The sequence below is a fragment of the Azospirillum sp. UENF 312511 genome, assembly GCF_058780635.1.
Genome location: NZ_JBSNCG010000003.1, coordinates 46,869 through 67,281, shown reverse-complemented (window position 1 = coordinate 67,281; position 20,413 = coordinate 46,869). Strand labels below are relative to the sequence as shown.

Here is a 20,413-nt window from a genome sequence, read left to right as displayed (position 1 = left end):
CTCCCCGGTGGAGGGATGAGTGTACCACGATGGTCGCGTCCGTAAACATCCGTGTACACCGTAACGCTTTTTGTACGGTGATGACAAATCTCTGTTCTGGCTCTGTTTATCAGGGGAGCGGGAAGCGCTTTCCGGCCGCCATGTAACGATTCATGTACAGCTTTGTCCGGCGCCAAACCGTCCGCTCCAGCGTTTCCGCGGCTTCCGGCACTTGGCACCGCGTTTGCGAATGGGATGCGAACAAATCCGTGATCTCGGGAGCCTTCACATGCGCGTCATCGTCCTCGGCAGCGGCGTCATCGGCGTTTCCACCGCGTATTTCCTGGCGAAGGCCGGCCACGAGGTCACGGTGGTGGATCGGCAGCCCGGCCCGGCGCTGGAGACCAGCTACGCCAACGCGGGCGAGGTGTCGCCGGGCTACTCCGCCCCCTGGGCAGCGCCCGGCCTGATGGCGAAGGCGGTGAAGTGGATGCTGATGAAGCACTCCCCGCTGGTGATCCGGCCGAAGATGGACCCGGCCATGTGGTCCTGGTGCCTGAAGCTGCTGGCCAACGCCAACGAGCGCTCCTACGAGATCAACAAGGGCCGCATGGTCCGGCTGGCCGAATACAGCCGCGACTGCCTGCGCGCCCTGCGCGACGAGACCGGCATCCGCTACGACGAGCGCGCCAAGGGCACGCTCCAGGTTTTCCGCACCCAGAAGCAGGTGGATGCCGCCGCCACCGACATGGCCGTCCTCGACCGCTTCAAGGTGCCCTACAGCCTGCTGGACGTTGAGGGCTGTGCGGCGGTCGAGCCGGCTCTGCGCCTGGTGAAGGAGAAGATCGTCGGCGGCCTGCTGCTGCCCGGTGACGAGACGGGTGACTGCTTCCGTTTCACCAACGCGCTGGCCGCGGTGGCGACGGAGCTGGGGGTGGAGTTCCGCTACAACACCGGCATCCGCAAGCTGGAGAGCGACGGGCGCCGCGTCACCGGCGTGGTCACCGACGCCGGCACGCTGACCGCCGACTCCTACGTCGTCGCCATGGGCAGCTACTCCCCGACGCTGGTGAAGCCGTTCGGGCTGGACCTGCCGGTCTATCCGGTGAAGGGCTATTCGCTGACGCTGCCCATCGTCGATCCGGCGGGCGCCCCGGAATCCACGGTGATGGACGAGACGCACAAGATCGCGGTGACCCGCCTGGGCGACCGCATCCGCGTCGGCGGCACGGCGGAGCTGACCGGTTTCGACCTGACGCTGCGTCCGGGCCGCCGGGGCCCGCTCGACCATGTGGTGGGCGACCTCTTCCCCACGGGCGGCGACTTGTCGAAGGCGGAGTTCTGGACCGGCCTGCGGCCCAACACGCCGGACGGAACCCCGATCGTCGGGCCGACCCCGGTGCGCAACCTGTTCCTCAACACCGGCCACGGCACGCTGGGCTGGACGATGGCCGCCGGCTCGGGCCGGGTGGTCGCCGACGTGGTCGGCGGGCGCCAGACGGAGATCGACATGGACGGGCTGACCGTTGCCCGCTACGGCCGTTCCGCCGCCTCGGCGAGCCGCCCGACGGTCGGCGGCGTGGCCCGCCCGGCGGCCCGATAAGCGCGTTTTCGCGCGGGTTTACTCCTGGCGCGCCTGGGCACCCTGGTTCAGGCGCGCGGTGTTGAACTCCTTCATGCGCGCCGCGTCGAAGGAGCCGAGCGCCTTCACCTGCTCCGGCGTCGCCTGCAGCGTGACGGAGGTCAGGCCCGGCTCCAGCGCCGCCGCTTTCCAGGCGACGGCGTAGGGGCCTTCGCCCTCCGGCTCCGGCGTCACCACGACGGCCTTGAGCGCGCCGTTGCGGTCGAACACCAGATCCTCCACCGTGCCGAAGAAGCCGGCTTCCGTCGCGTCGCCCGCGGTGTTGGCCGGCTGGCCGATCAGGGCGGAGACGCGCCAGTCGCCGGGGCGGCTGGCCGCCTGCTGCTGGCGCCGGATCAGGTCCAGCGTGTCGGGGCCGGCAACGGGATAGGCCAGGACGCCGTCCACCGATCCGGGCATGAGCTGGTGCCAGGGAACGGTGAAGCGCGCCTCGCCGACGTCGAGCATGCCGCTGGCCTCGATCACCGCGCTTTCCAGCCGTCCGTCCGGGCCGACGACGAGATCCACCACCTGCCCAAGCTCCTCGCCGAGCAATCCCTCAACTTCGGTGCCGACGATCACGCCGGCCCGCCAGCCCTGGTAGAGCCGGGGGTAGGACGCCTCCGTGGTCCGCACCGTTTCGGCGGAGTGAGAGGGTTGTGCCTGGGCGGGTTGAGGAACGCCCAGGGTCAGGGACGTGGCGATGGCGAACGCGGCGAGGATGCCCGCCGAAGTGCCGCTGTAACGCATGGGTCTGTGCTCCCGATTGTGACGCGCGGTCCGTCAAAGGGAACATGGGGGGTGCGCGGCGGTTCCAGAGGGAACTCCCCAGAGGTACGCCGGTTGCTGACCGGACAGGCCAACCGAGGAGGTGATCCCATGGCAGGAAAACTTGAGAAGAAGACCGTCGCCGTTCTGGCGACCGACGGCTTCGAGCAGGTCGAATTGACCGAACCGGTGAAGGCGCTGCGCAACGAAGGCGCCGAGGTGCGGATCGTGGCGCCCCAGGGCGGGCAAATCCAGGGCTGGAACCACCACGACAAGGCCGACCGGGTGGATGTGGACGTCACGCTCGATCAGGCGGACCCCGGCGGCTTCGACGCGCTGGTTCTGCCGGGCGGCGTCATCAACCCCGACGCGCTGCGGCTGGAGCCCAAAGCCATCGATTTCGTGCGCAGCTTCGTCCAGTCGGGCAAGCCCATCGCCGCAATTTGTCACGGCCCCTGGACGCTGATCGACGCGGGCGGCGCGAAGGGCAAGCGCATGACCTCCTGGCCGTCGCTGAAGGCCGATCTCGGCAACGCTGGGGCGAATTGGGAGGACAGCGAGGTGGTCACCGATCAGGGGCTGGTGACCTCGCGCAAGCCGGACGATCTGCCGGCCTTCTGCCGCAAGATGGTGGAGGAGTTCGCCGAAGGCCGCCATGGCGGCCACCGCCACGCGGCGGAGTGACGATGCACCGTCCCCTCTCCCCTGCGCTGGGAGAGGGGACGAACTCTCTAGACGGACGCCAGCGGCGACAGGCCGTTCTGGATCGCCCACACCGCGGCCTGCGTGCGGTTCTGGGCGTTGATCTTCCGCATCACGTTCTTGAAATGCATCTTCACAGTCGATTCCGTGATGTGAAGGTTGCGCGCGATGGCCTTGTTCGACTGTCCGGCGAGCAGGCAGCGCAGGATCTGGATCTCGCGCTTCGACAGCTCGTTGTTGGCGGGCTGGGCGCGCTCCGGCTGCGGACGTTCGCTGTTGGCGTTGGCGATCAGCAGGCTGGCGACGTGAGTGGGGTAGACCACCTCGCCCAGCATGACCAGCTGCAGGGCGCGCAGCAGGGACTCGCTCGACATCGACTTGTTCAGGTAGGCGTCGGCGCCGGCCTTCAGCGACAGCGACAGCGTGCGGTCGGCGATGGCGTCGGCCAGCACCGCGATGCGGGCGCTGGTGGCGGCGCGCAGGCGCTTCACCCCGCCGGCCTCGTCGTTCGTCGCATCCCCCAGGGCCACCACGATCAGGTCGGGCTGCACGCCCTGCGCGATGGCCGCCTCGGCATCCTCCACCGTCGTGGCGTGGTGGCAGACGCGGAAAGGGCCGCCGCTGATGAGCGTTCCCAGCGCCGCCGAAAACAGCCGGTCATGGTCCACGAGCATGACGTTCCACGTTCTCATCGAAACTCCTCCGCGACGCCACCCGTGACGAGCAGCGCACAACGCCAATCGTTGTCCGTTTCGCCGGGGAAAAGGGAAAAAAGCCGCCTTTATTGTATCGAAAAAGCGTGCTTTACGCTGGTTGTCCCGATGATTTATACGGATGGACAGGAAGCGGCGCAAGATGCTTGGAAGAAGCTCGATACGAATGAATCATAAATGGCTTCGAAACGATAGAAATTCGCATGGCGTCGCTTCTGCAAAGTCCAAAAGAGGTATCTTTATACTTTTCCGCTGGACAGAAAGCCGGGCTGGTTTGGGGCTCTTTTGTTTTCCAGAGCGGCTTTCGGCGGCTTGATGGGGTAGCAAAGCAATGGAAGTTCAGCTGCAGACGCGCGGCAAGGAGCGGTCGGTGGCCGGCAGGGCGCAGACATTTCTGGTGGTGGACGACCACCCCCTGGTGCGGCACGGCTTCGCCCTCTCGGTGGGGGAGATCCACCCGGACGCGCAGGTGCTGGAGGCTGGCTCGCTGGACGAGGCGATGGCCATCGCCGACCGCACGCCGGATCTGACGCTGGTCCTGTTCGACCTCAATCTGGGCGACCGCAGCGGGCGCGACGGGGTTCGCCGCATGGTCGAGGTGCTGGGAAACCGCCCGCTTCTGGTCATCTCCGGGTCGGACGAGGTGGCGGACATCGTGGACAGCGTGCGGCTGGGGGCCAGGGGCTACATCCTGAAGACCAGCTCCACGGCGGTGCTGGAGCACGCGATCTCCCTGGCGCTGACCGGGGAGACCTTCCTGCCGCTGCCGCGGGCCGTCCTGTCGGGCAACGTCGCGGCGGAGGTCGCGCGCCCCTCGGGCCAGATCCTCGACCGTCTGACCGACCGGCAGCGCGACGTGTTCCAGCTTCTGCTGGCCGGCCACTCCAACAAGGAGATCGCGCGGGAGCTGGGCGTGCTGGAGGGCACCGTGAAGGTCCATGTGCGGGCCATCATGCAGAAGCTCGGCGTGCGCAACCGCACCCAAGTCGCCGTCGTGGCCGCCCGCAGCGGATGCTTCCCCGAGGACGCCTGACCCCCCTTCGGAGCGGTTTATCCATCCGAACCATGCCTTTATGGCTAGACGGCCGGCCCGCCATTGCGGCCTGCGGAGACTTTCCGGCACTATGACGGAAACGCCCGACAGGAGGGACAATGACGGGCTCTGTGCGTTTCGTGCTCGGCGGACGGGTGGTGGAGGTGCGGGACGCCGACCCCACCACCACGGTGCTGAACTGGCTGCGCGCCAACGGGCGCCCCGGTTCCAAGGAGGGCTGCGCCGAGGGGGATTGCGGCGCCTGCACGGTGGTGCTGGGCGATCTCGCCGCGGACGGGCGCGTCCGGTACCGCGCCGTCAACGCCTGCATCCTCTTCCTGCCGATGATCGACGGCAAACTGCTGCTGACCGTCGAGGATCTGGCCGGCGCGGACGGTGAGCTGCACCCCGTCCAGGCGGCGATGGTGGACAAGCACGCCTCGCAATGCGGCTTCTGCACCCCGGGTTTCGTGATGGCGCTGTTCGCGCTCCACCACGACCAGCGCGCGGCCGACGGCGGCCTGACCGATGGAGCGATCCACGACGCGCTGGCCGGCAACCTGTGCCGCTGCACCGGCTACCGCCCGATCCTCGACGCCGCCCGGACCATGGCGGCGGAGCGGAGCGACGACCGCTTCGACCGGGCGGAGGAGGGCATCGCCACGGTGCTGCGCTCCATCCAGCGCGATGGAGCCCTGACCGTGACCCACGGCGCCGCCAGCTTCCACGCGCCGCGGGGCGTCGATGAGCTGGCCGCCCTGTTCGCCGCTCATCCGAACGCCACGCTGGTGGCCGGGGCGACCGACGTCGGGCTGTGGGTGACCAAGCAGGGGCGCAGCCTGCCCACGCTGATTTACCTTGCCCAGGTGCGGGAGCTTCACCGGATCGACGAGGGTGCCGATGCGCTGGAGATCGGTGCGGCGGTGACCTACACCGACCTGCTGCCGGTTCTGGAGCGCCGCGTGCCTGAATTGGCCGCCCTGGTCACCCGCATCGGCGCGGCGCAGGTGCGCAATTCCGGCACGCTGGGCGGCAACATCGCCAACGGCTCGCCCATCGGGGACAGCATGCCGGCCCTGCTGGCGCTGGGCGCCTCGCTGGTGCTGAACCGGGGCGGGGTGCGGCGGGAGCTGGCGCTGGACCGCTTCTACCACGGCTACCGCAAGAACGACCTGAAGCCGGGCGAGTTCGTCGAGCGCATCCGCATTCCCCTGCCGCGCGAGGGCCAGCGCTTCGCCACCTGGAAGGTGTCCAAGCGGCGGGACCAGGACATCTCCGCCGTCTGCGCCGCCTTCCTGTTGACGCTGGATGGGGAGGGGCGGGTGGCGGAACTGCGCGCCGGCTACGGCGGCATGGCGGCGACGCCGGCCCGCGCCCCGGCGCTGGAGGCGGCGATGGCCGGGCAGCCCTGGACGGCGGACTCCGTGGCGGCGGCCCTTCCGGCGCTCGACCGCGACTTTCGCCCCATGACCGACATGCGGGCCAGCGACCGCTACCGGGCGCTGGTGGCGAAGAACCTGCTGATGCGCTTCCTTCTTCACACCACCGGGGCCGAACGGCCCTCCCTGGAGGCCGTGCATGGCTGACGGCGGCACCATCCAACCGATCCGCGGTGGCGTCCACCGGGGCATCGAGCATGAAAGCGCCCGCAAGCATGTGATGGGCGCCGCGGCCTACACCGACGACATCCCGGAACTGCCCGGCACGCTGCACGTTGCGGTGCGGCTGTCCGAGCGGGCGCACGCGCGCATCCTGGGCATGGACCTGTCGCGGGCGAAGCAGGCGCCGGGCGTCCACGCGGTCCTCACCTACGCCGATGTTCCGGGGGACGGCGACATCGGCACCATCCAGCGCGGCGACCCCATCCTGGCCGACGCGCTGGTGACCTACGCCGGGCAGGCGGTGGTCGCCGTGGCGGCGGAGACGCTGTTGCAGGCCCGCGCCGCCGCCCGGCTGGTGGAGATTTATTACGAGAACCTGCCGGCGGTGCTGACCGCCGAGGCGGCGCTGGAAAAGGGCAGCTTCGTCTCCCCGCCGCTGACCTTCCGGCGTGGCGACGCGGCGGCGGAGGTCGCCGGGGCGCCGCACCGGCTGACCGGCACGCTGGAGGTCGGCGGGCAGGACCATTTCTATCTGGAAGGTCACATCGCCTACGCCATCCCCAAGGAGGACGGCGACCTGCTGGTCCATTCCTCGACCCAGCACCCGTCGGAAGTCCAGCACGCCGTCGCCCAGGTGCTGGGGCGCCCGATGCACGGCATCGCCGTGGAGTGCCGACGCATGGGCGGCGGCTTCGGCGGCAAGGAGAGCCAGCCGGCGCAGATCGCCGCCATCGCCGGCCTGCTGGCGAACGCCACGAAGCGGCCCGTGAAGTTCCGCCTGGACCGCGACGACGACATGCTGATGACCGGCAAGCGCCATGACTTCTTCGTGCGCTACGACGTCGGCTTCGACGGCGAGGGGCGCATCCAGGGTCTGGAGATGGACCTCGCCGGGCGCTGCGGCATGTCGCTGGACCTGTCCAACGGCGTGGTCGACCGCGCCATGTTCCACGCCGACAACGCCTACTATCTGCCGGCCGCGCGGGTGACCGGGCACCGCTGCAAGACGAACACGGTGTCCAACACCGCCTTCCGCGGCTTCGGCGGCCCGCAGGGCGTCATCGCCATCGAACATGTGGTGGACGAGATCGCCCGCTCCCTCAGCAAGGACCCGCTCGACGTGCGCCGCGCCAACCTCTACGGCGGGCCGGGCCGCGACACCACCCATTACGGGATGCCGGTCGAGGAGCCGGAGATCCTCGCCGAGCTGATGGACCGGATCGAGCGGGACGGCGACTACCGCCGCCGACGGGAGGAGATCGACGCCTTCAACGCCCGCAGCCCGGTGCTGAAGAAGGGGCTGGCGGTGACCCCGGTGAAGTTCGGCATCTCCTTCACTGTCAAGCACCTGAACCAGGCGGCGGCGCTGGTCCATGTCTACACCGACGGGTCCATCCAGGTGAACCACGGCGGGACGGAGATGGGGCAGGGCATCCACACCAAGATGGCCCAGATCGCCGCCCAGGAGTTCCAGATCGACGTGGAGCGGGTGCGGGTCACCGCCAGCGCCACCGACAAGGTGCCGAACGCGCCGCCCACCGCGGCGTCGGCTGGCACCGACCTGAACGGCATGGCGGTGCGCATCGCCGTTGGGACCATCCGCGACCGGCTGGTGGCGTTCCTCGCCCAGCACTGCCACACCACGCCGGACAAGGTGGAGTTCCGCGACAACGCCGTTTTCGCTGGCAACCACGCCATGACCTTCGCGGAGGTGGCGAAGCTCGCCTATCTGAACCGGGTGTCGCTGTCCTCCACCGGCCATTACGCCACGCCGAAGATCTGGTGGGACCGCGAGAAATGCGAGGGGCGGCCCTTCTTCTACTTCTCCTGCGGCGTCGCGGTGACCGAGGCGTTGATCGACACGCTGACCGGCGAGTACAGCTTCCCCCGCGCCGACGTGTTGCACGACTGCTCGGGCAGCATCAACCCGGCCATCGACCTGGGGCAGGTGGAGGGCGCCTTCGTCCAGGGGCTGGGCTGGGTCACGTCGGAGGAGCTGTGGTGGGACGGCGAGGGACGCTTGCGCACCCACGCGCCCAGCACCTACAAGATCCCGACCTCGCGCTCGCTGCCCGAGGATTTCCGGGTGGCGCTCTACACCGACCGCCCCAACCGGGAGGACACGGTGTTCCGCTCCAAGGCGATTGGGGAGCCGCCGCTGATGCTCGGCATCTCGGCGTGGCTGGCGCTGAAGGACGCCGTCGCGGCGGTGGGCGGCCACCGGCTGCCCGTGCGCCTCGACGCGCCCGCGACGCCGGAGCGCGTGCTGCTGGCGGTTGAGGATGTAAAGACAAGAATGGGTTCCGCTGGTGGCTGACGCGTTGATGAAGAAAGTCGCCGTGCACGGCGCGGCGACGGTGCGGTTCGAGCATCGCCATGGGGCCACGCGCCTCGCCACGCTCTACCACCACGACCCGCTGCGGGTGCTGCTGCCCGATCCGCGGGCGGGGGACCTGCCCATCGCGGTGCTGGTCACCACCTCCGGCGGGCTGGTCGGCGGCGACCGGCTGGACGTCGCCCTGTCGGCGGGGCCGGGGGCGGCGGCGCTTGTGACGACCCAGGCGGCGGAGAAGGTCTACCGCTCCGCCGGGCCGGACTGCCGCATCGACACCCGCGTGACGGTGGAGGCCGGCGCTTGGCTGGAATGGATGCCGCAGGAGGCCATCGTCTTCGAGGGCTCCCGCCTGCGCCGCCTGACCCGGCTGGAGCTTGAGGGCGACGCCCGCCTGATCGCCGGGGAGATGCTGGTCTTCGGACGCGCCGCCTTCGGCGAGACGGTCACCCGCGGCCTCGTCCGCGACGCCTGGGAGGTGGTGCGCGACGGGCGGCTGGCCTGGGCCGACGCCCTGCACATGGACGGCGACCTCGCCGAGACGCTGGCCCACCCGGCGGGCTTCGGCGGTGCCGGAGCCTGCGCCACGCTGCTCTACGCCGCACCCGACGCCGGAAGCCGGCTGGAGGCGCTGCGCGCGGTGGCGGAGGGGCTGGAGGGCGTGCGGGTCGGTGCCACGGCCTTCGACGGGCTGCTGGTCGTCCGCATCCTGGGCGGCGAGGCGCTGGCGGTGCGCCGCGCCTACGCGGCGCTGTGGTCGCATCTGCGCGCGGCGGCGGCTGGCTTGCCGACGCGCTTGCCGCGGCTGTGGGAAGTCTGACCGGCGCGAAAGCGCACCGCTGCCCGCAAAACGGGATTGGCGCACCGCAGCAACGTGGCATAATCCTGCCAACCCAATGGGAAGGCGGAGAGACAGCCCCATGAACCTGACACCGCGCGAGAAGGACAAGCTTCTCGTGGCCATGGCCGCCATGGTGGCGCGCCGCCGGCTGGAGCGTGGCGTGAAGCTGAACCATCCCGAGGCGGTGGCCCTCATCACCGACTATGTGGTGGAAGGTGCCCGCGACGGGCGCACCGTGGCCGAGCTGATGCGCGACGGCGCGACGGTGATCACCCGCGATCAGGTGATGGACGGCATCCCGGAGATGATTCACGAGATCCAGGTCGAGGCCACCTTCCCCGACGGCACCAAGCTCGTCACCGTCCACCAGCCGATTCGCTAAGGGGAGCCCCGATGAAACCCGGTGAAATCATCCCCGCCGCGGGCGAGATCGAACTCAACGCCGGCCGCGACACGGTGGAGTTGGACGTCGCCAACGCCGGCGACCGCCCGATCCAGGTCGGCTCGCACTATCACTTCGCCGAGACGAACGGGGCGCTGACCTTCGACCGCGAGAAGGCGCGCGGCTTCCGGCTGGATATTCCCGCCGGGACGGCGGTGCGCTTCGAACCGGGGCAGACGCGGCGTGTGCGGCTGGTCGCCTACGCCGGCAACCGCGTGGTCATCGGCTTCAACGGCAAGGTCAACGGCAGCCTGTAAAAGGCGCCAGCGGAGGGCATCAGACAATGGCGCATCGCATCGACCGGGCCGAATACGCGGCTCTCTACGGCCCCACCGTGGGCGACCGTGTCCGGCTGGCCGACACCGACCTGATCGTGGAGGTCGAGAAGGACCACACCGTCTATGGCGAGGAGGTCAAGTTCGGCGGCGGCAAGGTGATCCGCGACGGCATGGGGCAGGCCCAGACCGCGCGCCAGGGCGGCGCCGTGGACACCGTCATCACCAACGCGCTGATCATCGACCATTGGGGCATCGTCAAGGCCGACATCGGCATCGTCGGCGGGCGCATCGCCGGCATCGGCAAGGCCGGCAACCCGGACGTCCAACCGGGCGTGACCATCGTCGTCGGGCCGGGGACCGAGGTCATCGCGGGCGAGGGCAAGATCGTCACCGCCGGCGGCATCGACGCCCACATCCACTTCATCTGCCCGCAGCAGGTGGACGAGGCGCTGAACAGCGGCGTCACCACCATGCTGGGCGGTGGCACCGGCCCGGCGGCGGGCACGTCGGCCACCACCTGCACGCCGGGGCCGTGGCACATGGCCCGGATGCTCCAGGCGGCGGAGGGGCTGCCGATCAACCTGGGCTTCTTCGGCAAGGGCAATGCCAGCCGTCCCGACGCGCTCTTGGAGCAGATCGCCGCCGGCGCCTGCGGCATGAAGCTGCACGAGGACTGGGGCACCACCCCCGCCGCCATCGACACCTGCCTGACGGTGGCGGAGGAGACGGACATCCAGGTGGCCATCCACACCGACACGCTGAACGAGTTGGGCTTCGTGGAGAACACCATCGCCGCCTTCAAGGGCCGCAACATCCACGCCTTCCACACCGAGGGGGCGGGCGGCGGCCACGCGCCGGACATCATCAAGGTGGCCGGCCTGCCCAACGTGCTGCCCAGCTCCACCAATCCGACGCGGCCCTTCACGGTGAACACGGTGGACGAGCATCTCGACATGCTCATGGTCTGCCACCACCTGTCGCCCCGCATCCCGGAGGACGTGGCCTTCGCCGAGAGCCGCATCCGGCGCGAGACCATCGCGGCGGAGGACATCCTGCACGACCTCGGCGTCTTCTCGATGCTGAGTTCGGACAGCCAGGCCATGGGCCGGGTTGGCGAGGTGATCATCCGCACTTGGCAGACCGCGCACAAGATGAAGGTTCAGCGCGGGCGTCTGGCCGAGGAAACGGGCGAAAACGACAACTTCCGCGTCAAGCGCTACGTCGCCAAATACACGATCAACCCGGCTCTGTCGCACGGCATCGCCCATGTCGTCGGCTCGGTCGAGGTCGGCAAGCTGGCCGATCTGGTCGTCTGGTCGCCGGCCTTCTTCGGCGTGAAGCCGGACATGGTGCTGAAGGCCGGGACCATCGCGGCGGCGCTGATGGGCGACCCCAACGCCTCCATCCCGACGCCGCAGCCGGTGCATTACCGCCCGATGTTCGGCGCCTATGGCCGCGCGATGCAGGCCAGTTCCCTGACCTTCGTCAGCAAGCTGTCGCTGGAGAACGAAGCGCTGCGCTCGCTCGGCCTGCGGCGCGAGCTGGTCGCGGTGACGGGCGTGCGGGCCATCGGCAAGAAGCAGATGATCCACAACGATTCCACACCCCACATCGAGGTCGATCCGGAAACCTACGAGGTGCGCGCCGACGGCCAGCTCCTGACCTGCGAGCCGGCGGACGTGCTGCCCATGGCGCAGCGGTACTTCCTGTTCTGAGTGTGGGGTGACGGGTTCGTGATTGGTGTCTTCGATTCCGGGCATGGCGGTCTGACGGTGCTGCGCGCGCTGGTGGCCGCCGCTCCTGGGCGTCCCTTCGTCTATCTCGGCGACCATGCCGCCGCTCCCTATGGTCCGCGCAGCGAAGAGGACATCTACCGCCTGACGGTCCAGGGGGTGGAGCGGCTGTTCGCCCAGGGCTGCGGGCTGGTCGTCCTGGCCTGCAACACGGCGGCGGCGGTGGCCCTGCGGCGGATGCAGCAGACGTGGCTGCCGGTGGCCCATCCGGGCCGCAACGTGCTGGGGGTTCTGGTGCCGATGGTCGAAGCGATCACCCGCGTGCCCTGGATGCAGGACGGGCCTGCCGCCGACTGGCGTCCGGAGCCGCGGACGGTCGGCGTCTTCGCCACCCCGGCCACCGTCGCGTCCGGCTCCTTCCCGCGCGAGATCGGCAAGCGCGCGCCCGACGTGCGGGTGGTGCAGGAGGCCTGCCCGGACCTCGTTCCGCTGATCGAGCGGGGGGCGGGGGACGCGGAACTGGCTCCGGCGGTGCGCGGCTATGTGCGGGCGCTGCTGGCGCAGTTGGATGGACGCCCGCTGGACGCGGCGGTGCTCGGCTGCACCCATTACCCGCTGGTCGCGCATCTGTTCGCGGAGGCGCTGCCGCCGGGGGTGGAGGTGCTGTGCCAGCCCAGTCTGGTCGCCCGCTCGCTGGACAACTACCTGGAGCGCCACCCCGAATACGCCCCCATTGCTGGCGAGGCGGCGGGCGCCCTTCGTTTCTTCACCACGGGAGCGGCGGAACCGGTCGGCGCCCTCGCGGGACGTTTCTTCGGCCGGCCCACACCCTTCGAACGGCTTTCTCCATGACCGACACGCTCCGCCGCGCCACCCGAGTTCACGCCCGCGGCCATTGGCCGACCGAGCGCGAGGCCGGCACGGTGACCCTCGCCTTCGACGACCGCCACCGGCGGCGCATGGTGATGACGGACGATGCGGGGGCCGACTTCCTGCTGGACCTGCCGCGCGCGGTCGCGCTCGACCATGGCGACGGGCTGGAACTGGGCGACGGCGCCTACCTGCGCGTGGTCGCTGCCGACGAGGAGCTGATGGAGGTGCGCTGCGGCGGCGGGACGGAGGGCTTCGCCCGCATCGCCTGGCACCTCGGCAACCGCCACCTGCCGGTGGAGATCGTCGGCGAGACCATCCGCCTGCGCCGCGACCATGTGATCGAGGACATGCTGAAGGGGCTGGGGGCCAGCGTCGCCGCCATCCACGCGCCCTTTGCGCCGGAAGGCGGGGCGTATTCGGGGCAGGGGCATGGCCATTCGCATGGCCATGGGCATGATCACGATCATGGTCATTCGCATTCCCACAGCCATTCCCATTCCCATTCCCACGGGCATTCGCATGACTGAGGGCGCTTGCCCCCTCCCTAACCCTCCCCCGCTTCGCGAGGGAGGGGACTTGGGCGAGGATAGGCACCCTCTCCCGCGCAGCGGGGGAGGGCCGGGGTGGGGGCCCGTCTCGGCCACCCACCTCACCAAGCTCCTCGCCTGGCTGTCGCCGTCCTTTCCGGTCGGCGGCTTCTCCTACAGCCACGGCATCGAGGCGGCGGTGGAGCAGGGCCTCGTCCGCGACCGCGACACGCTGGCGCGCTGGATGGACGGCATTCTGCGCCACGGCGCCGGGCGGACCGACGGCATGCTCTTCGTCGCCGCCCACCGCGCCGTTCTGGCGGGCGACGAGGCGGGCTTCGCCTGGGCGGTCGAACGCGCCGACGCGATGCGCGCCACCTCCGAAACAGCGCTGGAGAGCCGCGCGCAGGGGCAGGCCTTCCTCATCGCCGTGCGCGCCGCCTGGCCGCTGGAGGGGATGGAACGCTGGGACCGGGTGATCGCCGACACCGGCCGACCGGTCGCCCGGCCAGTCGCCTACGCCGTCGCCGTGGCGCTGGCCGCCGCGCTGATCGGCGTGCCGGAGGGGCCGGCGCTGTCGGCCTATCTGCACGCCTTCGCCGCGAACCTCGTCTCCGCCGGGGTGCGGCTGGTGCCGCTGGGGCAGACGGACGGGCAGAAGGCCCTGGCGGCGCTCGATTCCGTGGTGCACTCTGCGGCGGAGGCCGCGCTGGCCGCCCCGCTCGACGATCTGGGCAGCCGCGCCATGGCCGTCGATTGGACCTCCATGATCCACGAAACCCAATACACGAGGTTGTTCCGCTCATGACCGCCCCGATTTCCAAGAGCCATGGTGGTCCCCTGCGCGTGGGCATCGGCGGGCCGGTCGGCTCCGGCAAGACGGCGCTGACCGACGCGCTGTGCAAGCGCATGCGCGACGATTGGGAGGTCGCGGCGATCACCAACGACATCTACACCAAGGAGGACGCCGAATTCCTCACCCGCTCCGGCGCGCTGAAGCCGGACCGGATCATGGGAGTGGAGACCGGCGGCTGCCCGCACACGGCGATCCGCGAGGATGCCTCGATCAACCTCGCCGCCGTCGACGAGATGAACCGCAAGTTCCCGAACCTCGACCTGATCTTCGTGGAATCGGGCGGCGACAATCTGGCAGCCACCTTCTCGCCGGAACTGGCCGACCTGACCATCTACGTCATCGACGTGTCGGCGGGCGACAAGATCCCGCGCAAGGGCGGGCCGGGCATCACCCGGTCGGACCTGCTGGTCATCAACAAGATCGACCTCGCCCCGCTGGTCGGCGCCAGCCTGGAGGTGATGGACCGCGACGCCAAGAAGATGCGCGGCGACCGGCCCTTCGTCTTCACCAACATCAAGACGGGGCAGGGGGTGGATGCGGTCCAGTCCTTCATCGTTCAGCGGGGCGGGTTGCCGCTTCCGGGCTGACCGCTTCGCAGAAGAAGCATTCGCGGAACCTCCGTCTTGGCCGTGCTGTTTTCCCCGCGTGAGAACCACACGCACGGAAACCAAGCCGGAGGCACCCACGATGAAACGTTTGCTCCTCAGCGCCGCCATGATCGCGGGGGCGCTCGGGCCTTGGCCGGCATTCGCCGAGACCTGCCCGGAGGGGGTGAACCGGCTGGGCCAGCGCATCGGCGCGCTGGAGGCCGCCGGCAACCAGAACTCCCGCCTCCATCAGCCCGCAGGAGATCGGCCAGCTCCGTGCCCTGCGCCAGACCGCCGAGCGCGCCGGGCAGCGGGGCGGCGAGCCGGCCTGCCAGACCATCCTGGGCGAGGCCGACGCCCTGCTGCGCTCGGTCGAGCATCCGCGCGTGGTTGCCGCCGACGACCTGTCGAAGGCCAAGCTGCACAACGCCAACGGCGAGGAGATGGGCTCCATTTCCGAACTTGTGGTCGATCCGAACACCGGGCGCGTTGCCTATGCGGTGGTCGAAGCCGGTGGGTTCCTCGGTCTTGGTGAGCGCAACTTCCCGGTTCCCTGGGCACTGATCCAGCCGGCGCAAGGAGGGGCGGCGCAGTCCGGTGACGGCTATGTCCTGAACGTGACCAAGGACCGGCTGACCGCGGCGCCGCAATTCACCCGTTCCAACCGTCCGGACATGTCGGACCGGCAATGGGCGGTGGCGCTGCACACCTATTACGGAGTCCAGCCTTATTGGATGCGCGACGGTGCGGCTCTCGCCGCGGTTGGTATGCCGGAGGGCGGTGCCGCGGGATCGCCGCAGCTCCAGTCGGAGGTGCAGCGCCTCTCGCAGGAGGTGGACCGGCTGAACCGCGAGCTGTCGCAGGCCCGCACGCTGGCCGATACGGCCCGCAAGCCCGACGGGACGGCGCAGCCGGGCTCGTCCGGTTCGACCGGCGCTGCGCCGGCGCCGGGCCAGGGTGGGTCCACGCCGCCCGCTCCGCAGCAGTGACCCCCGAAGCAGTGACTGTAGAAAAAGATCGAGGAGAGCAGCGATGGCGATGACGAGCCAAAAGGGCATGGGCAGCCGCGACGCGGCCCTGCCGGACGATCTCGAACGCATGATCAACGTCGGGCACACCGAACGTCTGGTATCTCTGGTCGGCGGCGGGCTTCTCGCCGTGCTTGGGCTGCGCCGTCCAACTGTCGGTGGGGCGGCGCTGGCTCTGGCCGGCGGCGCCCTGGTCGCCCGTGGGCTGACCGGCTATTGCCCGACCAAGGCGATGATGGAGGATTTTGGCGGCCATCACGACGGGGCGGGCACCCCCGCCGAGGATGTGGATCAAGGCGTCCATCGGTACTCGCGTCATCCCGGCGACATCTACGACGACGCCGACGAGAAGGAGAAGGTGGACGAGGCGTCGATGGAATCCTTCCCGGCCAGCGATCCGCCGTCCTTCACGCCCGGCGCCGTTTGATCGTCTCCGGTTCCATAGAAGCCGGTCCTGCGAAAAGGCCCCTCCGAAAGGTGGGGCCTTTGTTTTTGTTGCGGTCCTCGTTATGAATACGCAAGAAAGAGGTATGGATTGCCGCCGCGGACTTCGCGTCTTCGCTGTGTGAAGGCTGTGTTACGGATAAACAAAGCGATAATGTCGGATATATTGCGACTTTAACAAGTTGCCTATGACCTTCGATTGCATTATGGTGCGTTGCACAATTCGAGTGATCCGATCTGGCGCACTCTGAATCCGGCCACCTTGCAATCCGGGAAAGCCAGCCTATGACCACGATCATCCCCGCCGCCGCCACTCTTGAAGGCAAGAAGGGCCTCGTGCTCGGCATCGCCAACGATCAGTCGATCGCGTGGGGCTGCGCCCGCGCCTTCCGCGCTCTGGGCGCGGATCTCGCGGTCAGCTACCTCAACGACAAGGCGAAGCGCTTCGTCGAGCCGCTGGCCCAGCAGCTCGAAGCGGAGATCTTCGAACCGGTGGACGTCACCGGCGAGGGTGAGCTGAAGGCCATCTTCGAGAAGATCGAGCAGAAGTGGGGCAAGCTGGACTTCGCGCTGCATTCCATCGCCTTCGCCCCGAAGGATGATCTGCACGGCCGCGTCGTCGATTGCTCGCGCGAGGGCTTCCAGATGGCGATGGACGTGTCCTGCCACTCCTTCATCCGCATGGCCCGCTACGCGGAGCCGCTGATGAAGGACGGCGGTTCGCTGTTCACCATGTCCTATTTCGGCGCCAACCGCGTGATCGACAATTACGGCGTCATGGGTCCGGTGAAGGCCGCCCTGGAGGCCAGCGTGCGCTATCTGGCGGCGGAACTGGGCCCGAAGGGCATCCGCGTCCACGCCATCTCCCCCGGCCCGATCAAGACCCGCGCCGCCTCCGGCATCGCCCATTTCGACGAGTTGATGGAGAAGGCCGCGGAGCGCGCACCGGAGCAGCGCCTCGTCACCATCGAAGAGGTCGGCTACACCACCGCCTTCCTGGCGACCGACGGCGCCAAGGGCATCACCGGCAGCACCACCTATGTGGATTGCGGCTATTCGATCGTCGGCTGATCGGGCGTTGTTTGACAGGTAAGTTGGGGCGGCCGATCATCGCCTCATCTTCATAAAGTCGATGCGAAGGCAGGCGGAAACATGACGTTTCCCCTGCCTTTTCGCGTCTTTGTTTTGGTGCGGCAAAATGCCATGTGACGATCGTATGCGTTCGTTTTGTAAAAAATGCGCCCATAATGCAGGCAAAGGCCGCCGGTTGCGGAGTTGGCGGTAACAAGGGTCGCGGCGTCCGGTATTTACGGTTCCTTGACGGGTTGCGCACCTTCATCTTCAGTTGCGCAAGCTACGGCGCGCTTCCCTTCAATGCGGTGGCTTTCGGTGGAATGGCCCGGTAGCCGCGGAAGTCAGGGTGCGGAGGGTTCATGGGTGTCATTACGTGGAGGCGGCAGCTCAGCGTCGGCCAGCCGTCCATCGATGAAGATCACAAGCACCTGATCGAGTATCTGAACGAACTGGATGCCGCGCTGAATTCGCGCAGCTTCATGCCGGTGCGCGTCGCCAAGATCCTCATGAAACTGCTGGAATACACCCAGCAGCATTTCGCCCGCGAAGAAAAGATCATGCAGGCCGTGCATTACCCGAAGTTCGAGGAGCATGTCCGCCAGCATCACGAGGCGGTGCGGACGCTGAGTGAACTGTCCGCGGTCTTCACGCGGGACCCGACGCATCAGAACGCCAAGCGGATCTACACCTTCACCGCGAACTGGCTGGTCCACCACATCATCATGCAGGACACGCAGTTGACGCCCTATGTGCGGGGCGTCTGGGTCTGAGGGCCGGGCAGGGCGTTACAGGAAGGCGCTGCGCCGCCGCCCGGCGGCGTTCTCCCACGCCCACTCGACGACGAGGCTCAGCAGCCGCTCCAGCGTCGGACGCACCTGACGCGCCGACTCCTCGCGGAAGCTGAAGGGAGCTTCCTCGTCCATGTAGGTGAGCCGCGACAGTTCGAGCTGGATCGAATGGATGTTGTCGGCGGGATTGCCGTAGCGGCGGGTGATGAAGCCGCCGTTGAAGCGCCCGTTCTGCACCGAGGAAAAGCGCCCGGTCGCGGTGAGCACGTTCATCACCCGGCCGACCAGCGCCGGCGAGGCGCTGGACCCTTCCGCCGTGCCCAGGCTGAAATCCTGGATCTGCCCGTCGAAGAAGCGCGGCACGCGCGATCGGATGGAATGGGCGTCGAACAGCACCGCCACGCCGAAGCGTTCCTTCAGCGCTTGAAGCTCGCCGTTGAGCTGCTCGTGATAGGGGCGCCAATAGGCGCCGATCCGCCGCCGCACCTCCGCCGCGTCCGGTTCCAGCCCCGGGCGATAGACCGGCTGGTGATCGAAGGTGGTGAGGGGACAGAGTTCGGTGCTGTTGGTGCCGGGGTTGGGAACGACGCCCTCGGGATCGCGGTTGAGGTCGATCACGTAGCGCGAGAGGATGGGCTTCAGGAAGCCGACGCCCAGCGCCGGGGCGAAGTGATAGAGCCGGTCGAGATGCCAGTCGGTGTCCGGCATCGCCAGGGCGGAGTCGGTCATGGTGGCCGCGATGTCCGGCGGCACGACGGTGCCGACATGCGGGATGCTGAGCAGGACGGGGGTTTCCCCCGGCTGGAAGCGGAACGTCTCCATGCCAACACCCTTTGTTTCCTGGCCCGATTCATCAAGCCATTCGTGCAACAACGGTTTGATGCGCCGCAGCATGATCGGAACTATGCGGCGCAACCGGCATGGCGGTCAAATCCTATTGCGTATTTGTTATAAAGGCTTCAACGGGTTGTGGCGGCCGAGGCCGCCGCAACCGCCTTACGCTTCCAGATCGCCTTCGCTTTCCTCCGCCACATGGTCGACCATGTCCGACAGGACGCGCCGGATGTGCTCGTCGGTGATCAGGTAGAAGACACGGTTGCCGCGCCGTTCCGCCTGGATCAGCCGTCCCGCCCGCAGCAGGCGGAGGTGATGGCTGACCAGGGACGGCGACAGGCCCAGCGCCGCCGCCATGTCGCCGACCGAGGTCGATGTGTCCAGGCAGGCCAGGATGATGCGCAGCCGGCTGGGGTCGCTCATCAGGCGGAACATGTCGGCCAGTTCGGTGGTCTGGTCTTCGGACAGGCGGAGATGCGCCGGCTTGTCCTTCGGTGCTGACCCTTTTTGCATGCCGCGTTGATTCCCGCTCGTAAGGTTTTTATCGGTGGTTGCCGCTCTTACAAAGTATAGGTCGGCCGCCGCGTCAATCCCATAGGTCGGCGTAGCGATGCCCGAAGTCGCCGGGCGGCGGCATCTTACGTACGGCCTATCGCTCGCCTGTTGACCTTGGACGAAGGCTCGGGAACAATTCGGCCACAAGCATGACGGTCTGGGGCAAAGGCCGCACAGGATGCCTTCAACGATCGAATGAACGCGATCGGATGAACGGTCGAACCAACGGCCGAAACGGGCAGATCGAGGGGGAGGAAGCCATGACGTCGCGCCGACAGGTTTTGTTGCCGCTCGCGCTGGCCCCGGTGGCCGGCTGGGCGATCTGGGCGACCAACGCCAGCGAACCCACGCATCCCGCCGGGCCATTCCATCTGCCGCTGGACGACACCACGGCCCTGTGGCGGGATCTGGTGCAGGTCCGCATGGAAGGTCCGGCGGCCAATCCAGTCTTCCCGACCCGGGTCAAGGCGCTGGAGGGCAAGCTGGTGACGGTCCGCGGCTTCATGGTGCCGTTGAGCGACGCGCCGGCCCACAACCGTTTCATCCTCGCTGCCAACCCCATCTCCTGTCCGGCCTGCCACCGGCCCAGCCCGTCCACCATGCTGCACGTCCACAGCCAGATCCCGGTCCGCGAGTCGCAGGCCCCGGTACTGATGACCGGCACCTTGCGGCTGAATCCCTTGGAGGGGTTGTTCTACCGTCTCGACCGCGCGGAGTTGCGCTACGCCTGATCGTTGCGGGTCGGATCGGTCGTTCCTTTTTCTGTTGTGGCATGAAATGCTGCCGCCTGTTCGAGTCGGAGCA

Annotated in this window: 22 protein-coding genes; 18 read left to right on the top strand and 4 right to left on the bottom strand. The window is 68.4% G+C overall.

Annotated elements, in window-relative coordinates; translation table 11 throughout:
• Positions 1–268 precede the first annotated feature (268 nt).
• Positions 269–1,582, top strand: a complete 1,314-nt coding sequence (locus ACWPN7_RS11640; protein ID WP_459198060.1) for a D-amino acid dehydrogenase — start codon at positions 269–271, stop codon at positions 1,580–1,582.
• An 18-nt stretch (positions 1,583–1,600) separates the two neighbouring features.
• On the opposite strand, the gene ACWPN7_RS11635 is transcribed toward ACWPN7_RS11640, so the two are convergent.
• The gene (locus ACWPN7_RS11635; protein ID WP_038528068.1) at positions 1,601–2,350 is read right to left on the bottom strand and encodes a PRC-barrel domain-containing protein; all 750 of its coding nucleotides are present in this window, start codon (positions 2,348–2,350) and stop codon (positions 1,601–1,603) included.
• A gap of 129 nt (positions 2,351–2,479) precedes the next feature.
• On the opposite strand from ACWPN7_RS11635, the gene ACWPN7_RS11630 reads away from it, so the two are divergent.
• Complete coding sequence (locus tag ACWPN7_RS11630) at positions 2,480–3,052, top strand: type 1 glutamine amidotransferase domain-containing protein (protein WP_038528065.1); 573 nt, start codon at positions 2,480–2,482, stop codon at positions 3,050–3,052.
• 47 nt (positions 3,053–3,099) lie between these two features.
• Here ACWPN7_RS11630 and ACWPN7_RS11625 read toward each other — a convergent pair whose 3' ends face one another.
• Positions 3,100–3,762 carry a LuxR C-terminal-related transcriptional regulator gene (locus tag ACWPN7_RS11625; protein ID WP_103040962.1) on the bottom strand — a complete coding sequence of 221 codons (663 nt, stop codon included), beginning with the start codon at positions 3,760–3,762 and terminating at the stop codon, positions 3,100–3,102.
• 352 nt (positions 3,763–4,114) lie between these two features.
• Here ACWPN7_RS11625 and ACWPN7_RS11620 point away from each other — a divergent pair, with 352 nt between their 5' ends.
• The 15 genes from ACWPN7_RS11620 (at position 4,115) to ACWPN7_RS11550 (ending at position 18,202) form a co-directional block, all read left to right on the top strand.
• Positions 4,115–4,816: a LuxR C-terminal-related transcriptional regulator gene (locus ACWPN7_RS11620; protein ID WP_038528061.1), complete on the top strand. Its 702-nt coding sequence runs from the start codon at positions 4,115–4,117 to the stop codon at positions 4,814–4,816.
• A 119-nt stretch (positions 4,817–4,935) separates the two neighbouring features.
• Entirely contained in the window at positions 4,936–6,402 is a 1,467-nt protein-coding gene (xdhA, locus tag ACWPN7_RS11615) for a xanthine dehydrogenase small subunit (RefSeq protein WP_492273286.1), read from the top strand.
• Positions 6,395–8,734: a xanthine dehydrogenase molybdopterin binding subunit gene (gene xdhB / locus ACWPN7_RS11610; RefSeq protein WP_349621544.1), complete on the top strand. Its 2,340-nt coding sequence runs from the start codon at positions 6,395–6,397 to the stop codon at positions 8,732–8,734. Before xdhA ends, xdhB begins: the two co-directional genes overlap by 8 nt.
• A gap of 7 nt (positions 8,735–8,741) precedes the next feature.
• Positions 8,742–9,569, top strand: a complete 828-nt coding sequence (locus ACWPN7_RS11605) for an urease accessory protein UreD (RefSeq protein ID WP_200476067.1) — start codon at positions 8,742–8,744, stop codon at positions 9,567–9,569.
• Between the two features lie 100 nt (positions 9,570–9,669).
• Entirely contained in the window at positions 9,670–9,972 is a 303-nt protein-coding gene (locus tag ACWPN7_RS11600; protein ID WP_014240308.1) for an urease subunit gamma, read from the top strand.
• Between the two features lie 11 nt (positions 9,973–9,983).
• Positions 9,984–10,289 (top strand): urease subunit beta, encoded by a 306-nt coding sequence (locus ACWPN7_RS11595; RefSeq protein ID WP_035673497.1) that lies wholly within the window; start codon positions 9,984–9,986, stop codon positions 10,287–10,289.
• 26 nt (positions 10,290–10,315) lie between these two features.
• Positions 10,316–12,025: an urease subunit alpha gene (ureC, locus tag ACWPN7_RS11590; RefSeq protein ID WP_492273285.1), complete on the top strand. Its 1,710-nt coding sequence runs from the start codon at positions 10,316–10,318 to the stop codon at positions 12,023–12,025.
• Between the two features lie 18 nt (positions 12,026–12,043).
• Positions 12,044–12,895, top strand: coding sequence for a glutamate racemase (murI, locus tag ACWPN7_RS11585; protein WP_038530939.1), 852 nt, complete (start codon positions 12,044–12,046; stop codon positions 12,893–12,895).
• On the top strand, positions 12,892–13,443 hold the full coding sequence (ureE, locus tag ACWPN7_RS11580; protein ID WP_459198062.1) for an urease accessory protein UreE: 552 nt from the start codon (positions 12,892–12,894) through the stop codon (positions 13,441–13,443). The genes murI and ureE overlap by 4 nt, the downstream gene beginning before the upstream one ends.
• Positions 13,444–13,492: 49 nt before the next feature.
• Positions 13,493–14,251 (top strand): urease accessory protein UreF, encoded by a 759-nt coding sequence (locus tag ACWPN7_RS11575; protein WP_407824799.1) that lies wholly within the window; start codon positions 13,493–13,495, stop codon positions 14,249–14,251.
• Positions 14,248–14,886, top strand: coding sequence for an urease accessory protein UreG (gene ureG / locus ACWPN7_RS11570; RefSeq protein WP_014240314.1), 639 nt, complete (start codon positions 14,248–14,250; stop codon positions 14,884–14,886). Before ACWPN7_RS11575 ends, ureG begins: the two co-directional genes overlap by 4 nt.
• A 386-nt stretch (positions 14,887–15,272) precedes the next feature.
• Positions 15,273–15,875: a PRC-barrel domain-containing protein gene (locus ACWPN7_RS11565; protein WP_492273284.1), complete on the top strand. Its 603-nt coding sequence runs from the start codon at positions 15,273–15,275 to the stop codon at positions 15,873–15,875.
• Between the two features lie 43 nt (positions 15,876–15,918).
• Positions 15,919–16,341 carry a YgaP-like transmembrane domain gene (locus tag ACWPN7_RS11560; protein WP_492273283.1) on the top strand — a complete coding sequence of 141 codons (423 nt, stop codon included), beginning with the start codon at positions 15,919–15,921 and terminating at the stop codon, positions 16,339–16,341.
• 302 nt (positions 16,342–16,643) lie between these two features.
• Positions 16,644–17,429 carry an enoyl-ACP reductase FabI gene (gene fabI, locus ACWPN7_RS11555; RefSeq protein WP_014240318.1) on the top strand — a complete coding sequence of 262 codons (786 nt, stop codon included), beginning with the start codon at positions 16,644–16,646 and terminating at the stop codon, positions 17,427–17,429.
• Between the two features lie 362 nt (positions 17,430–17,791).
• Positions 17,792–18,202 (top strand): bacteriohemerythrin, encoded by a 411-nt coding sequence (locus tag ACWPN7_RS11550; RefSeq protein WP_137102875.1) that lies wholly within the window; start codon positions 17,792–17,794, stop codon positions 18,200–18,202.
• Positions 18,203–18,217: 15 nt separating this feature from the next.
• Here the strand turns inward: ACWPN7_RS11550 and hutG are convergent, their stop codons facing one another.
• Positions 18,218–19,042 carry an N-formylglutamate deformylase gene (hutG, locus tag ACWPN7_RS11545; protein ID WP_459198064.1) on the bottom strand — a complete coding sequence of 275 codons (825 nt, stop codon included), beginning with the start codon at positions 19,040–19,042 and terminating at the stop codon, positions 18,218–18,220.
• A gap of 174 nt (positions 19,043–19,216) precedes the next feature.
• Complete coding sequence (locus tag ACWPN7_RS11540) at positions 19,217–19,567, bottom strand: ArsR/SmtB family transcription factor (RefSeq protein ID WP_014240322.1); 351 nt, start codon at positions 19,565–19,567, stop codon at positions 19,217–19,219.
• Positions 19,568–19,869: 302 nt separating this feature from the next.
• On the opposite strand from ACWPN7_RS11540, the gene ACWPN7_RS11535 reads away from it, so the two are divergent.
• A complete protein-coding gene (locus ACWPN7_RS11535; protein ID WP_407824801.1) occupies positions 19,870–20,340 on the top strand; it encodes a hypothetical protein in 471 nt (156 codons plus the stop codon).
• Positions 20,341–20,413 lie beyond the last annotated feature (73 nt).

Bases quoted from the DNA above. Each gene is read 5' to 3' on its own strand.
- ACWPN7_RS11560 (WP_492273283.1), top strand. From the start codon at position 15,919: ATGGCGATGACGAGCCAAAAGGGCATGGGCAGCCGCGACGCGGCCCTG.
- ureC (WP_492273285.1), top strand. From the start codon at position 10,316: ATGGCGCATCGCATCGACCGGGCCGAATACGCGGCTCTCTACGGCCCC.
- ACWPN7_RS11535 (WP_407824801.1), top strand. From the start codon at position 19,870: ATGACGTCGCGCCGACAGGTTTTGTTGCCGCTCGCGCTGGCCCCGGTG.
- ACWPN7_RS11625 (WP_103040962.1), bottom strand. From the start codon at position 3,762: ATGAGAACGTGGAACGTCATGCTCGTGGACCATGACCGGCTGTTTTCG.
- ACWPN7_RS11635 (WP_038528068.1), bottom strand. From the start codon at position 2,350: ATGCGTTACAGCGGCACTTCGGCGGGCATCCTCGCCGCGTTCGCCATC.
- ureG (WP_014240314.1), top strand. From the start codon at position 14,248: ATGACCGCCCCGATTTCCAAGAGCCATGGTGGTCCCCTGCGCGTGGGC.
- ACWPN7_RS11540 (WP_014240322.1), bottom strand. From the start codon at position 19,567: ATGCAAAAAGGGTCAGCACCGAAGGACAAGCCGGCGCATCTCCGCCTG.
- ACWPN7_RS11600 (WP_014240308.1), top strand. From the start codon at position 9,670: ATGAACCTGACACCGCGCGAGAAGGACAAGCTTCTCGTGGCCATGGCC.
- ACWPN7_RS11550 (WP_137102875.1), top strand. From the start codon at position 17,792: ATGGGTGTCATTACGTGGAGGCGGCAGCTCAGCGTCGGCCAGCCGTCC.
- fabI (WP_014240318.1), top strand. From the start codon at position 16,644: ATGACCACGATCATCCCCGCCGCCGCCACTCTTGAAGGCAAGAAGGGC.
- xdhB (WP_349621544.1), top strand. From the start codon at position 6,395: ATGGCTGACGGCGGCACCATCCAACCGATCCGCGGTGGCGTCCACCGG.
- xdhA (WP_492273286.1), top strand. From the start codon at position 4,936: ATGACGGGCTCTGTGCGTTTCGTGCTCGGCGGACGGGTGGTGGAGGTG.
- ACWPN7_RS11630 (WP_038528065.1), top strand. From the start codon at position 2,480: ATGGCAGGAAAACTTGAGAAGAAGACCGTCGCCGTTCTGGCGACCGAC.
- ACWPN7_RS11595 (WP_035673497.1), top strand. From the start codon at position 9,984: ATGAAACCCGGTGAAATCATCCCCGCCGCGGGCGAGATCGAACTCAAC.
- ACWPN7_RS11605 (WP_200476067.1), top strand. From the start codon at position 8,742: ATGAAGAAAGTCGCCGTGCACGGCGCGGCGACGGTGCGGTTCGAGCAT.
- ureE (WP_459198062.1), top strand. From the start codon at position 12,892: ATGACCGACACGCTCCGCCGCGCCACCCGAGTTCACGCCCGCGGCCAT.
- ACWPN7_RS11620 (WP_038528061.1), top strand. From the start codon at position 4,115: ATGGAAGTTCAGCTGCAGACGCGCGGCAAGGAGCGGTCGGTGGCCGGC.
- ACWPN7_RS11640 (WP_459198060.1), top strand. From the start codon at position 269: ATGCGCGTCATCGTCCTCGGCAGCGGCGTCATCGGCGTTTCCACCGCG.
- hutG (WP_459198064.1), bottom strand. From the start codon at position 19,042: ATGGAGACGTTCCGCTTCCAGCCGGGGGAAACCCCCGTCCTGCTCAGC.